Source organism: Variovorax sp. OV084 (assembly GCF_900111625.1).
In the GTDB taxonomy this organism is placed as follows: domain Bacteria; phylum Pseudomonadota; class Gammaproteobacteria; order Burkholderiales; family Burkholderiaceae_C; genus Variovorax.
On record NZ_FOII01000002.1, the window covers coordinates 279,506 to 293,812 of the forward strand.

6 protein-coding genes are annotated in these 14,307 nt (G+C 69.6%); 3 read left to right on the plus strand and 3 right to left on the minus strand.

The features are described from left to right. Genes BMW87_RS07650 through hemC form a run of 3 tightly spaced genes read right to left on the minus strand, consistent with a single transcriptional unit; the run spans nucleotide 1 to nucleotide 2,793 of the window. Nucleotides 1-1,101: a uroporphyrinogen-III C-methyltransferase gene (locus tag BMW87_RS07650; RefSeq protein ID WP_093049375.1), complete on the minus strand. Its 1,101-nt coding sequence runs from the start codon at nucleotides 1,099-1,101 to the stop codon at nucleotides 1-3. Beyond that, nucleotides 1,098-1,871 carry a uroporphyrinogen-III synthase gene (locus BMW87_RS07655; RefSeq protein WP_093075610.1) on the minus strand — a complete coding sequence of 258 codons (774 nt, stop codon included), beginning with the start codon at nucleotides 1,869-1,871 and terminating at the stop codon, nucleotides 1,098-1,100. The genes BMW87_RS07650 and BMW87_RS07655 overlap by 4 nt, the downstream gene beginning before the upstream one ends. Nucleotides 1,872-1,887: 16 nt before the next feature. After that, a complete protein-coding gene (hemC, locus tag BMW87_RS07660) occupies nucleotides 1,888-2,793 on the minus strand; it encodes a hydroxymethylbilane synthase (protein ID WP_256216698.1) in 906 nt (301 codons plus the stop codon). A gap of 112 nt (nucleotides 2,794-2,905) precedes the next feature. Here hemC and ppc point away from each other — a divergent pair, with 112 nt between their 5' ends. The 3 genes from ppc to BMW87_RS07675 all read left to right on the plus strand — a co-directional run bounded on the left by ppc (nucleotide 2,906) and on the right by BMW87_RS07675 (nucleotide 14,293). Further along, nucleotides 2,906-5,749, plus strand: a complete 2,844-nt coding sequence (gene ppc, locus BMW87_RS07665; RefSeq protein WP_093049367.1) for a phosphoenolpyruvate carboxylase — start codon at nucleotides 2,906-2,908, stop codon at nucleotides 5,747-5,749. Between the two features lie 163 nt (nucleotides 5,750-5,912). After that, the gene (locus tag BMW87_RS07670) at nucleotides 5,913-6,131 is read left to right on the plus strand and encodes a hypothetical protein (protein ID WP_093049364.1); all 219 of its coding nucleotides are present in this window, start codon (nucleotides 5,913-5,915) and stop codon (nucleotides 6,129-6,131) included. Continuing rightward, nucleotides 6,128-14,293, plus strand: coding sequence for a glycoside hydrolase family 94 protein (locus BMW87_RS07675; RefSeq protein WP_093075613.1), 8,166 nt, complete (start codon nucleotides 6,128-6,130; stop codon nucleotides 14,291-14,293). Before BMW87_RS07670 ends, BMW87_RS07675 begins: the two co-directional genes overlap by 4 nt. Nucleotides 14,294-14,307: the final 14 nt, after the last annotated feature.

A 14,307-nucleotide genomic window follows, 5' to 3' on the forward strand; every position in this document is an offset into this window, starting at 1 on the left:
TCAGCGTCCTGCTGCGGCGGTGGCCAGTGCCGCGAGCGTGTCGTCGATGCGGACCGGCTCGGACGTCTTCACCAGCGCCTGCAGCTGCTGCAGCTGCGTGGCGGCGGCCTGGGTGCGGCGCGATGCGGGATCGAAATAGCGGTTGAGCGAGGCAGTTACCTGCGACAGCTCGCCGCGCGTGGCCTCCATTTGCCGCGACAGCAGCGACAGGCGCGCATTGAGCAGCTTGAGCTTCAGGTTCTCGCGCAGGAAGTAAGACTGCTCGGGCGCCAGCAGGATCGCCTCCGGGCTCTGGATGCGGCCGACGCGCACCAGCGAGCGGGCCTCGCCGCGCACGGTGAGCAGCACGCGGCGCCACCACGGCGCGTCGGCGGGAATCGGCTCGGGCTGCCAGGCGTTGGTGCCGGTGCCGCGCACGGCAACGGCGTTGAGCGTGGGCAGGTCGTCCACGCCGCGCATCAGTTCGTCGAGCTTCTGCAGCGCTTCGGCGCTGTCGGTGCTTGCGGTGCTGCGCAGGCGGTCGGCATCGCGCTGCATGGCCCTCTGCAGTGGCGTCAGCCGCGGCTGCGCGGCGCGCGCGATGCGCACGTCGCCGGCCTTCAGCGCAGCCAGCAGCGGCTCGACGCTGCCGGTGACCTGTGCCTGCTGCAGGGCAAGGCGCACGGCCGACTCGATGTCGACCACGAGGTTCTCGTCGCGCGAACGCGAGAGGCTTTGAATGAGCTCTTCGAGCTGCGAGCGTTGCAGCGCGACTTCAGCCACGCGGGTTTCGACCAGAGCCACGCGGGCCGAGGCCTCGCGCACGGTGTCGCTTGCCTGGCGGGCCAGCGTGCGCGCCTCCATCGATTGCGCGATGGCATCGGCGCTCTGGCGTGCCAGCTGTTCCTTCATGCCGCCGACCTTCTGCCACAGCGCGATCGTCATCAGCAAGGCGGCCAGCGCCACGAGGGCCACGAGGCCGAATGCGATGCGAGAGAGGATCAGCGCCCCTGCTGCCTGTGCGGCCGGCGTCTGGTGCGGTGCCAGCGTGGCGGGCACCGGCGCCGTGGCAGCGGTTGGGGAAGGAGAGGAAAAATCGTCTGACGGGGACGCGGCGCTCATGCCAAGGATTCTATAGACGCGATCAGCCCATCCCGCAGTGGTGTGCATACACGCAACGCCCCGAAACCCGCGGCCCGTGCGGCTTCGCCGATTCGTGCATGCGTGGCGACCGCGCTCGCGGCGTGCCATTGCACACCGGGCATCGCGCGCTGCAGATTGCCGATGGCCTCTGAGCTGCTGAAGAGCCAGATCGCGCGGCCTTCGGCGCCATCAATGGCCAGCCGACGTTGTACGACATCCAGCGACGGCGGCAACCGGCGATAAGCCACCACGGTGTCGCGATGGCCGCCCGCGACATCGATTTCATTGGCGAGCCAGTCGCGCCCTGTGGGGTGCCCGGCTTCGTCGCCGCCACGCACGATCAGCACGCGCACGCCGGCAGACACCTGGGCCTGCACCCGCTCCCACAGCGCTTCGGAGTCGAAACGCGTGGCCTCAGGAGGTGGTGCGTCGATGAGTTCCAGCGGCACGCCGGCGCGAAGCAAGGCGCGCGTGGTGCCTGGGCCCGTGGCCCAGAAGCGGCGCCCTGCCAGCGTATCGGCAGCGTTCTTGTGCTGGAAGAAATGCTCGACGGCCGTGGCGCTCACGAACATCAGCGCCGCGTAATTCACCAACTGCCGCCACGCCGTGCGCAGCGGTTCGGCATCGACCACCGGCTCGATCACGATGAGCGGCAGCGCCACCGCATCGAGCCCAGCGGCGCGCAGGTCACTCACCCATTGCGCCGCCTCGCGCGCCGGCCGCGTGACGATGACGGGGCGGGCGGTCATACGATGACCACCGATCTCAGTGAGCCCCGGCGTCGCGCAGCAGCGCCGCGGCGCGCTCGCCGAGCGCATCGGCCTGCGCGAAATCGCCGGCCTGCGCCAGCGCATGCACCTTCACCAGCGGCGCGCTGCCCTCCGGATCGCCCCAAGCGGCGTCGATGCGCAGCGCGCCGTCGGCCTGCCAGCGTGCATGGGCCGCCAGCGGCATGGAGCAGCTGCCGCCCATCGCGCGACTCACAGCGCGCTCGGCGGCGGTGGAAAGCCAGTCGCCCTGGTGGGCCAGCGAGCGCAGCAATTCGATGAGTTCGGTACGGTCCGCGCGCACCTCGATGCCCAATGCGCCCTGCCCGGCGGCCGGCAGCATGGTGTCGGGATCGAAGGCCACGCGGATGCGGCTTTCCAGCCCCAGCCGCTTGAGCCCGGCCGCCGCCAGCACGATGGCGTCGTACTGCCCTTCGTCGAGCTTGCGCAGGCGGGTGTCGAGGTTGCCGCGCAGCGGTTCGATGCGCAGGTCGGGCCTCAGCGCGCGCAGCAGCACCACACGGCGCAGGCTCGAAGTGCCGACCACCGCACCCTGCGGCAGCGCGTCGAGCGATTCATAGCGGGGGGAGACCAGCGCGTCGCGCGGGTCTTCGCGCTCCAGCACGCAGGCCAGCGCGAAGCCTTCGGGCAGGTCCATCGGCACGTCTTTGAGCGAATGGACCGCGATGTCGGCACGCCCTTCTTCGAGCGCGAGCTCGAGCTCTTTCACGAAGAGCCCCTTGCCGCCCACCTTGCTGAGCGTGCGGTCGAGGATCTGGTCGCCGGTGGTCGTCAGGCCGAGCAGGCTGACCGTATGGCCCTTTTCTTGCAAAAGCGCCCGGACGTGTTCGGCTTGCCACAGTGCCAGGCGGCTTTCGCGCGTGGCGATCACGATATTGCTCAAGACCGGTTCCAAAAGTACATGTTCTAAACCGCCGGAATGCTAGCATGTTGCGCCGCAACAACGCAGGCGGCGCATCCATTCAAGAAGTCAAAAAGTCCAGGACAAACATCGAATGAAAGCCAGCAAGACCCCTGCTCCCCCCAAGCGCCGCCAGACCGAAGACCAGCCACTGATCGACGACATCCGGCTGCTGGGCCGGATCCTCGGCGACGTGATCCGGGAGCAGGAAGGAGACGAAACCTACGCGCTGGTCGAAAAGATCCGCACCTTGTCCGTGGCTTTCCGCCGCGACGCCGACCACGCCGCCGACCGCGCGCTGAAGAACCTGCTCAAGGGCCTGAGCGCGGCCGAAACGGTGCGCGTGATTCGCGCCTTCACCTACTTCAGCCACCTGGCCAATCTTGCGGAAGACCGCCACCAGATCCGCCGCCGCACGGAAACGGAACGCGCCGGCGAAAGCGTCGAGGGCGACCTGCAAACGGCACTCGCGCGCATCCGCAAGGCCGGCGTGAAGCCCGACGACATCGTCGCCTCGCTGGCCCACAGCTATGTGTCGCCGGTGCTCACCGCGCACCCGACCGAAGTGCAGCGCAAGAGCATCCTCGATGCCGAGCGCGCCATCGCGCAACTGCTCACCGTGCGCGACGAGATCAGGCTGCGCCAGAGCGCCTATGCGGGCGGCAAGGATGCGCTCTCGCCGCTCGAATTTGCCGAGAACGAAACGCAGATGCGCACCCGCGTCACGCAGATCTGGCAGACGCGCATCCTGCGCTTTTCCAAGCTCACGGTGGCCGACGAAATCGAGAACTCGCTGAGCTACTACGAAGCCACCTTCCTGCGCGAGATTCCGCGCGTCTACGCCGACCTCGAAAAGGCCCTCGCCCAGGGCGGCCACACGCCTTCGGTCGCGCCTTTCCTGCGCATGGGCCAGTGGATCGGCGGTGACCGCGACGGCAACCCCAACGTCACCGCCCAGACGCTCGAATACGCCCTGGGCCGCCAGTGCGAGCTGGCGCTGCGCCACTACCTCACCGAAGTGCACTACCTGGGCGGCGAGCTGTCGCTGTCGGCCACGCTGGTCGATGTGACGGTCGAGATGCAGGCGCTGGCCGAACGCTCGCCCGACACCAACGAGCACCGCAAGGACGAGCCCTACCGCCGCGCCCTCACCGGTGTGTATGCGCGCCTTGCGGCCACGCTGCGCGAGCTCACCGGCGGCGAGGCCGCGCGCCACGCCGTCGCGCCGCAGAACCCGTACGCCACGGCCGAAGAGTTCCTGGCCGACCTGCGCACCGTGGCCGAATCGCTCGAAGAAAAGCACGGCACCGTGCTTGCCGCGCCGCGCCTGCTGCCGCTGATTCGCGCGGTCGAGGTGTTCGGCTTTCACCTGGCCACGGTCGACCTGCGCCAGAGCTCCGACAAGCACGAGGCGGTGATCGCCGAGCTGCTGGCCACCGCTCGCATCGAGCCCTCGTATGCGTCGCTCGCCGAAGAGGCCAAGCAGACGCTGCTGCTCAGGCTGCTCGACGACGCCCGCCCGCTGCGCGTGCCCGACGCCGACTACTCGCCGCTTGCGAAGAGCGAGCTGGCCATCTTCGCTGCCGCCCGCGTTTCGCGTGCGCGCTATGGCGCCGCGGCCATCCGCCACTACATCATCAGCCACACCGAAACGGTGAGCGACCTGCTCGAAGCACTGCTGCTGCAAAAGGAAGTGGGCCTGCTGCGCGGCGCGATGGACAGCAACGCGACCTGCGACCTGATCGTGGTGCCGCTGTTCGAAACCATCGAAGACCTGCGCAACGCCGCGCCCATCGTGCGCGCCTTCTATGCGCTGCCGAACATCCAGGCGCTCGTCGAACGCTCGGGCGCCGAGCAGGACGTGATGCTCGGCTACTCCGACAGCAACAAGGACGGCGGCATCTTCACCAGCAACTGGGAGCTGTACCGCGCGGGCATCGCGCTGGTGTCGCTGTTCGACGAGCTCAACAAGAAGAAGGCCAACCCCATTCGCCTGCGCATGTTCCATGGCCGCGGCGGCACCGTGGGCCGCGGCGGCGGCCCGAGCTACCAGGCCATCCTCGCGCAGCCGCCCGGCACGGTGCGCGGCCAGATCCGGCTGACCGAGCAGGGCGAAGTGATCGGCTCGAAGTACGCCAACCGCGAGATCGGCCGGCGCAACCTCGAAACGCTGGTGGCTGCCACGCTCGAAGCCACGCTGCTGCCGCAAGGCAAGTCGGCGCCCGCCACCTTTCTCTCGGCTGCGGGCGAACTGTCGACCGCCAGCATGGCCGCGTACCGCAAGCTGGTCTACGAAACCCCGGGCTTCGGCGACTATTTCTTCGGCTCCACGCCGATCCGCGAAATTGCCGAGCTCAACATCGGCTCGCGCCCCGCCTCGCGCAACCCCAGCCACAAGATCGACGACCTGCGCGCGGTGCCGTGGAGCTTCAGCTGGGGCCAGTGCCGCCTCACCATTCCTGGCTGGTTCGGCTTCGGCTCGGGCGTCGAACAGTTCCTCGCCGCAGCGGGCACGGCTGCAGGGAAGAAGGAGCGCCAGGCATTGCTGCAGCGCATGTACGAGCAGTGGCCCTTCTTCCGCACGCTGCTGTCGAACATGGACATGGTGCTGGCCAAGAGCGACCTCGCGCTGGCTTCGCGCTACGCCGAGCTGGTCACCGACCGCAAGCTGCGCCAGAAGGTGTTCTCGATGATCGATGCCGAATGGCACCGCACCTCCGACGCACTCACACTCATCACCGGCGCGAAGCAGCGGCTCGAAGGCAATGCCGAGATGCAACGCTCGGTGCGCCACCGCTTTCCGTACATCGACCCGCTGCACCACCTGCAGGTCGAGCTGATGCGGCGCTACCGCGCGGGCGACGGCGGCGAGCGGCTGCAGCGCGGCATCCACATCTCGATCAACGGGGTGGCGGCGGGGCTGCGCAACACGGGCTGACCACACCCATTCCGACCACGGCAAAGGGCGCTTCGGCGCCCTTTCCTACGTCTGGCATCGGCAATCAGGCACCTGTAAGGTCATTTAAAAGGGTACGGTCGGACACGTTCACAGTTCTCGCAATCGCGCGGCAGCTCGAAGTCGTTACAAGGAGCCCGTTGCCATGCCAGTCCCGCAGTCCCTCACCCATTCGCCCATCGACTTCGTCGGCAACGACGCCGAGGCGCTGGCCTCCCACATGCGCCACTGCGCGCGCGCTCACGGGCGCTGGTTCTCGCTGCGAAGCCACATGCAACGGGTGCGCGCGCTCGCTGCGGGCCGCATCGTCACGATCGCCTGCGTGGCCGTGGTGCTGGGTATCGGTCTCTTCGCCATCGCTTGAGCGCCGCAGCCGTCGTCGACCGTCTCCAGGGACTCAGTCCGTACGCCCGGGCGCTGCTGCTCGGCCCGCATGATCCGGTAGCCGCACCGATCCGCGCCGAACTCTTCGGCATCCAGCGTTTCGAGCAGCACGGCCATAGCCTCGCCCGCGCCCAGGTGGTGGAAGAAGACCGCCGCCTCGCGCGCGAGGGCGCGCCCTTCTTTCCGCGCGTGGACGAAAACCTCGCGTCGCTGCGCAACGCCTTCGACTACATCGCGCTGATCTCGCTCAGCGGGCGCTACGTGTCGCCCGCGGCCGAGTGGCTGCTCGACAACTTCCACCTGGTCGAGGCGCAGCTCCAGCAGATTCACGACGGCGTGCCGCGCAGCTACTACGCGCGCCTGCCCAAGCTCGCCGCGCCGCCGCTGGCGGGGCTGCCGCGCGTGTACGGCATTGCATGGGCCTACGTGGCCCATACCGACAGCGTGCTCAACAAGACGCTGTTCACCGCCTTCCTCAATGCCTATCAGGACATCGACGAGCTCACGCTCGGCGAGCTGTGGGCGCTGCCCACCACCCTGCGCGTGGTGCTGCTCGAAAACCTGCGCCGCGTGGCCGAGAGCATTGCCGAGAACAAGGTGGCGCGCGAGATTGCGCATGCCGCATGGGACGCCGCGCCGCACCTTTCGGTGCAAGACCTCGACGTGCTCTACCGCGCGCTGCAAAGCCACGGCCTGCAGGACAACTACCTCACGCAGCTGTGGCAGCGCCTGCCCGTCGAGCACGGCGAAGACATGCCCGCGCTGGTGCGCTGGACCGAGCAGCACTGCCCCAACGGGCCGGCACTGATCGGCGAAGCGCAGAACGCACAGGCCGCCGCCAATCTCACGGTCGGCAACATCATCACCACGCTGCGCATGATCGGCCAGGTCGAGTGGAGCGACCTGATCGAGCCCGTGAGCCGTTCGCTGCGTGTGCTGCGCGAACTGCCGAGCTTCGCCAACGAGAGCGAACTCACGCGCCAGCAGATCACGCATGCGATGGAGCAAGTGGCGCGCAGCAGCGAACAGCCCGAGCGCGCCATCGCGCAAGCCGTGGTGCAACTGGCCGCCAGCGCGCCGGCCGACGACGCGGGCGCGGAGACCGACCGCGCCGACGGCACCGCCGGCTACTACCTCTTCGGCCAGGGCCGGCCCGCGCTCATCGCGGCGCTGCAATCGAACGGTCATGCGGGCCGTGCCGGGCGGGCGCCCGACACGCGGCAGGCACGCAGCCATCGCGGCTGGCGATTGCCCGTCTACGTCGGCTCCGTTGCGCTGGGCACCGCGCTGCTGCTGTTCGCCGTGGTGCACAGCCTGCCGCACCGCGAAGACTGGACCACCGTGCTGGCGCTCGTCCTTCTGGCGTGGCCGCTGTCCGAAGCGCTGCTCGCGCTTGCGCAACGCATCATGGCCGAGTCGGTGCGAGTGCAGGGCCTGCCGCGCCTGGACTTTGCGAACGGCATTCCCGAGCGGCACCGCGCGCTCGTCGTCATGCCCACGCTGCTGGGTTCGACCGCGAACAACGCGCAGCTCGCACACCGGCTCGAACTGCATTGGCTCGCCAACCGCGAAACAAATGCGCAGTTCGCACTGCTCACCGACTGGGCCGATGCACCGCTGGCCTCGCTGCCCGAAGACGGCCCCCTGCTCGACGACGCCCTGCAGCGCATCGCCGCGCTCAACACCAAATACCCCGTGGCGCCAGGCGAAGCGCCACGCTTCCTGCTGCTGCACCGCCCGCGCAGCTGGAGCGACACCGAGCAGCGCTGGATGGGCTGGGAACGCAAGCGCGGCAAGCTCGAAATGCTGGTGCGCCTGCTCGCAGCCGGTGACGCCAGCGGCTTCCTGCCGCTCGCACCGGGCCTGCGGCTCGCCGCCGGCCGCACGCCGTATGTGCTGACGCTCGACAGCGACACCGGCCTGCCGCCGGGCGCCCTGCGCGACCTGGTGTCGATTGCCGCGCATCCGCTCAACGCGCCCGAAATCGACGTGCAACGCCAGCGCGTGGTCGCCGGCTTCGGCATCCTGCAGCCGCGGATCGTCACGCCGTTTCCGCAGCGCCACGAGCGCTCCTTCTTCCATTGGGTGTTCGCCGGCCAGTGCGGGCTAGACCCCTACGGCAGCGGCGCCTCCGACATCTACCAGGACGTGTTCGGCAGCGGCTCCTTCACCGGCAAGGGCCTGCTGAACGTGCGTGCGCTGCACGCCACGCTCGATCGCCGCCTGCCCGACGGCGCAGTGCTCAGCCACGACCTGCTCGAAGGCACGGTCGCGCGCTGCGCGATGGTGAGCGACGTCGTACTTGTCGAGGACCATCCGCACCATGCCGGCGTTGCGGCGTCGCGCGTGCACCGCTGGGTGCGCGGCGACTGGCAGCTGCTGCCGCTGATGTGGCGCGCGCGCCGCTTCGGCATCGATGCGCTGGGTCTCTGGAAGATGAGCGACAACCTGCGCCGCTCACTGGTGGTGCCGGCTTCTTTCGCGCTGCTGGTGCTGGTGATCTTCACGCAGGCCATGCCGCTGGGCTGGGCGCTGGCGGCCGTGGCGTCGGCGCTCACACTCGGGCCCTTGCTCGGCGCGCTGGCCGGGCTGGTGCCCACGCGCCGCGCCATCGAGCTGCGCCATTTCTTCGACGTGGGCGCGGTCGAGCTGCTGCGTGCCATGGCCGGCGCGGCCTGGCAGTTCGTTCAACTCGCGGCGCAGACGCGGCTGCTGCTCGACGCATGGTTCCGCGCGACATGGCGCCTCGTGGTCAGCCGCCGGCATCTGCTCGAATGGACCACGGCCGCGCAGGCGCAGGCGCAATCGAGCGGTCGCCTCGCGCCCTTTGTGCGCAATGCCGCCGCGAGCAGCGTGGCGTGCCTCGCGCTCGCCGTGGCGGCGCACTGGAGCGCATACCCCGTGATCGGCACGCTGCTGTTCGTGCTGTGGGCGCTGGCGCCGGTCGCGGCCTGGTGGGGCAGCCGTTCTGAAGCAAAGGCACCTGACCCGCTCAGCACCGACCAGCGCACCTACCTCGAAAAGCTTGCGCACGACACATGGCGCTTCTTCGAGCACGTGGTGGGTCCGGACGACAACCACCTGCCGCCCGACAACCTGCAGCTGGAGCCGCAACCCACCGTCGCGCATCGCACCTCGCCGACCAACATCGGCATGTACCTGCTGGCTACCTGCTGCGCGCGCGAGTTCGGGTGGATCGACACCGCCGCCCTGCTCGCCCGCATCGCCGCCACGCTCGACAGCGTGGACCGCATGCAGAAGCACGACGGCCACCTGTTCAACTGGTACGACACGCAAACGCTGAAGCCGCTGCCGCCAGATTACGTGTCGAGCGTGGACAGCGGCAACTTTGCGGGCCACCTCGTGGCCGTGGCGCAGGCCTGCCGCGCCTTCGCCGCCGAAGGCTGCCAGCCGCATGAAGCGCCCGCGCTCGAAGCACTGGCCGTGCGCTGCGACGCACTGCACGCCGGCATGGACTTCAGCGGCCTCTACGACCCCAAGCGTCACCTGTTCCATATCGGCCTGCGGGTCGAGGAGAACGTGCTCGACGCAAGCTACTACGACCTGCTGGCTTCCGAATCGCGGCTGCTGAGCTTCCTGGCGATTGCCAAGGGCGACGTGCCGCGCCGCCACTGGATGGCACTGGGCCGACCGTTCCTTCTGGTGGGCTTCCGGCCCAGCCTGAAGTCGTGGTCGGGCTCGATGTTCGAGTACGTGATGCCCGCGCTGGTGATGACCGAGCCCACCGACGGCCTGCTGCAAGTGGCCAACGCCGCCGCCATCGCCGAGCAGCAGGCCTTCGGGCGGGCGCAGAACCTGCCGTGGGGCGTTTCCGAATCGGCCTACTTCGCACAAGACCACTCGTTGGCCTACCAGTACTCGCCCTTCGGCGTGCCGCGCCTCGCGCTGCGGCGCACGCCGCCCACCGACCGCGTGGTGGCGCCCTATGCGAGCGCCATGGCCGCGCCGTTCGCGCCCGGGGCGGCGGTGATCAATCTGGAACAGCTCGAATCGCTCGGCGCGCGCGGCGAGTTCGGCTTTCACGACGCGGTCGACTTCACCGTCTCGCGCCAACCCGAGGGGCAGGACTTCACCGTGGTGCGCAACTTCATGGCGCACCACCAGGGCATGTCGCTGGTGGCGCTGTGCAATGTGCTGTGCGCCGATGCGCCGCGCCGCTGGTTCGGCAGCGCCGCGCTGGTGCAGGCGCACGAGTCGCTGCTGCACGAGCGCACGCCGCGGCAGATCATCGGCAGCGCCGATCCGCGCACGCCGCCCGAGCCCAGCCAGGCCGAGCTGGCGCCGCTGTTCCAGCCCCGCCTTGTCGACCCGATGGCGCCCGGCTTCCAGCCCACGCACCTGCTGTCGAACGGCCGCTACACCGTTGCCCTGCGCGCCAACGGCGCCGGTGTGAGCCGCTGGCATTCGTTCAACGTGACGCGCTGGCGCGACGACCCGCTGCGCGACAGCTATGGCACCTTCTTCTTCGTGCGCGACGAGGGCACCCAGGAACTCACCTCGCTCACCGCCCTGCCCGCGCCGGGCGACGGCTGGCGCTACCGCACCCGCTTCCTTGCCGACCACGTGCAGTTCGACGCGACCGGCCCCGGCCTGCAGGTGCGTACCACTGTGCTCATCAGCCCCGAGGACGACACCGAGCTGCGCAACATCACGCTGCACAACTCGGGCGAGGAAACGCGCACGCTCGAACTGGTCTCGTACTTCGAGCCGGTGCTGTCGAACCCCAAGGCCGACGAGGCGCATCCGGCCTTCGCCAACCTGTTCGTCGAGTCGCGCTGGGAGCCCGCATGGCGCGCGCTGCTGATGTCGCGCAAGCCGCGCCTGCATGGCGACGCGGTGATGGCCGCCGCGCACTTCCTGGCCTCGGCGGACGCGCACGTGCTCTCGGTCGACTGCATGACCGACCGGCGCGCCTTCATCGGGCGCAACCGCACGCTGGCCAACCCCGCGCTCGACGCGCAGCCGCTCACGCCCAACGGCAAGCAGGTCAACGGGCTCGACCCCATCGCCTGCCTGCGGGTGCGGCTGTCGATTGCGCCCGGTGCCACCGCGCGCCTGAGCTTTGCCACCGCGGCCGACAAGAACATCGATGCGCTGATGCCCGGCATCGACCGCTACATGCAGCCGATGCACGTGGAGCGCGCCACCCGCATGGCCGCCACGCTGGCGCAGGTGCGGCTGCGCGACCTGAGCATCGCGCCCGCGCAGAACCTGGCGCTGCAGGACCTGACGACCATCCTCACCTACACCACGCCGCGCGTCATGCGCGACCGCGGGCTGATCGACCTGCGGCAGATCTGGCGCTTCGGCATCTCGGGCGACAAGCCCATCGTGCTGGTGCACATCCATTCGATGATCGGCATGGGGCTCATCAACACGCTGCTGCGCGCCCAGCCCTGGTGGGGCTTCGGCGGCGTGGCCTGCGACCTGGTGGTGCTCAACAGCGAGCCCAACTCGTACCTGATGCCGCTGCAGCGCGAAATAGAAAGCCTGCGCGCGCGCGTCGCGCAGCAGACGCAGAACAGCTTTCCGCGCAACGACACGGCCGGCTTCTACCTGCTGCGCGACCAGGACGTGGTGCCCTCGGAAAAGGCCGCGTTCTCCAGCCTGGCGCGCGCGGTCTTCACGGCCGACGGGCGCCCGCTCGAAGTGCAGGTGGCTGCGCTGCACGAGGCCCGCAACGACACGGCATCGATGGTCAATGACGCCGCCGCACTGCCGGGCGTGCCCCTGCTGCCGCGCCCTGCCCCGACGCCATCGGCTACCGCCCCGACCGGCGACTTCGACGCCGGCTCCGGCGAGTTCCGCTTCGAGGTCGGCGCGGGCCGGCGCACGCCACGGCCGTGGATCAACGTCATCGCCAATGCGGGCTTCGGCTTCCAGGTGTCCGAGTGGGGCACAGGCTTCACCTGGGCCGGCAACAGCCGCATGCACCAGGTGACGCCGTGGTCGAACGATCCGGTGCAGGACCCGGCCTTCGAGCACTACCTGCTGCAGGACCTTGCTTCGCGCGAGATGCTGCCGCTGACACCTGCCGGCGGCAGCGCGGGCAGCGCACGCCACCGTGTTCGGCACGGACAGGGCTACACGGTGTTCGAGCACAAGGCGAACGATCTCGCGCTGGAAACCACCTTCTTCGCGGACCGCGACGAGGCCGTCAAGCTCGTGCATGTGCGCGTGCGAAACGGCGGCACCGGCACGCGCCGCCTGCGCGCACTGGCCATGGCCGAGTGGCAGCTCGGCGACGCGCGGGGCACGCGGCGCACCGTGCATTGCTGGAAGCCGGAAGACCAGCCGGCAGTGTTCGGCCAGCAGCGCGAATCGGGCGCGGGCTTCGGCGGCAGCACGGCCTTCCTGCTGCTGGCGGGGCTGCAAGGTGCCACGCAATGGACCTGCGACCGCAATGAATTCTTCGGTGATCGCGGCATGGTCGAAGTACCCGACACGCTCGCACGGCGCGCCGGCAGCGGGCTCGACGCCTGCGCGGCCATCGGCGGCGAGTTCGTGGTGGCGGCCGGCGGTACCGCGGGCTTCACCTTCGTGCTGGGCCACGCGGACAGCGCCGACGCCGCACTCGAGCTCGCGCGCCGCTGGCGCCAGCGCGACGTGCCCGAAGCATTGGCGCAGGTGCGCGGCTTCTGGGACGAGCTGCTCGGCCGCCTGCAGGTGCGCACGCCCGATCCGCTGTTCGACGCACTGGTCAACCGCTGGCTGATCTATCAGACGCTGGCCTGCCGCCTCTGGTCGAAAGCGGGCTTCTACCAGGCAGGCGGCGCCTTCGGCTTTCGCGACCAGCTGCAGGACGCGATGGCCTTCGCGCTCACCGACCCGGCGCGGCTGCGCGAGCAGATCCTGGTCAACGCGGCGCGGCAGTTTCCCGAAGGCGACGTGCAGCACTGGTGGCACATGCCCGGCGGTGCCGGCGTGCGCACGCATTTCTCTGACGACCTGCTGTGGCTGCCGTACGCGTCGGCGCACTATGTCGAGGTGACGGGCGATGCATCTCTGCTCGACGAGATGGCCGGCTTCATCGAAGGCCCCGCCATTCCCGACGGTGCCGAAGACGCCTACTACGCGCCGCAGCGCAGCGGCCAGATGGCCAGCTTGTTCGAGCACGGCGCGCGCGCCATCGACCGCAGCCTGAAGACCGGCGTGCACGGCCTGCCGCTGATGGGCACCGGCGACTGGAACGACGGCATGAATCGCGTGGGCAACGAAGGCCGCGGCGAATCGGTGTGGCTCGCGTGGTTCCTGTGCAGCGTGGTCGCGCAGTTTGCGCCGCTGGCCCAGGCACGCGGCGAGCACGAACGCGCCGCGCGCTGGACCGCGGCACGCACCGGCTGGATCGCCGCGCTGCACGACGCGGGCTGGGACGGCGCGTGGTTCCGCCGCGCCTTCTTCGACAACGGCGCGCCGCTGGGCTCGTCGTCCAACGACGAATGCCGCATCGACCTGATTGCGCAGGCGTGGTCGGTGCTGTCGGGCGCCTCGGACGCGGCGCACACGGGGCCGGCCATGGAATCCGTCAAGAAACTGCTGCACGACGAACCGGCCGGCCTGTTGCGCCTGCTGACGCCGCCGTTCGCGCGTTCGGGCAACAACCCGGGCTACATCCAGGCCTACCCGCCCGGCGTGCGCGAGAACGGCGGGCAGTACTCGCACGGCGCGGTGTGGGCGCTGATGGCGCAGGCGCTGCAGGGCGACCACGAGGCCGCGTGGCGGAGCTTCGAGGGGCTGAGCCCTGCCCATCGCGCACAGCACCCCGAGCGCGGCCCGGCCTACGAGCTGGAGCCCTACGTGATGGCGGGCGACATCTACGGTGCCGCGCCCTACGTGGGCCGTGGCGGCTGGAGCTGGTACACCGGCTCGGCCGCGTGGCTGCACCGTGCGGCGGTCGAAACGCTGCTGGGCCTGAGCGTGAAGGGTCGCCAGCTCTCGCTGACGCCGCGCGTGCCTGCGCACTGGCCGGGCTTCGAGATCGCACTGCGACTCGGCGCGCGCAAGCTCACGCTGCAATGGGGCGATCTGCAAGGCGCTGCCGCCTCCACGCATCAGCTGGCGGTGGGCGAATGGATCGACTGGCAGGCGCTGCCGACCGATGCGGTGCTGCGGGTGGGATGAGCCGGCACTCGCGG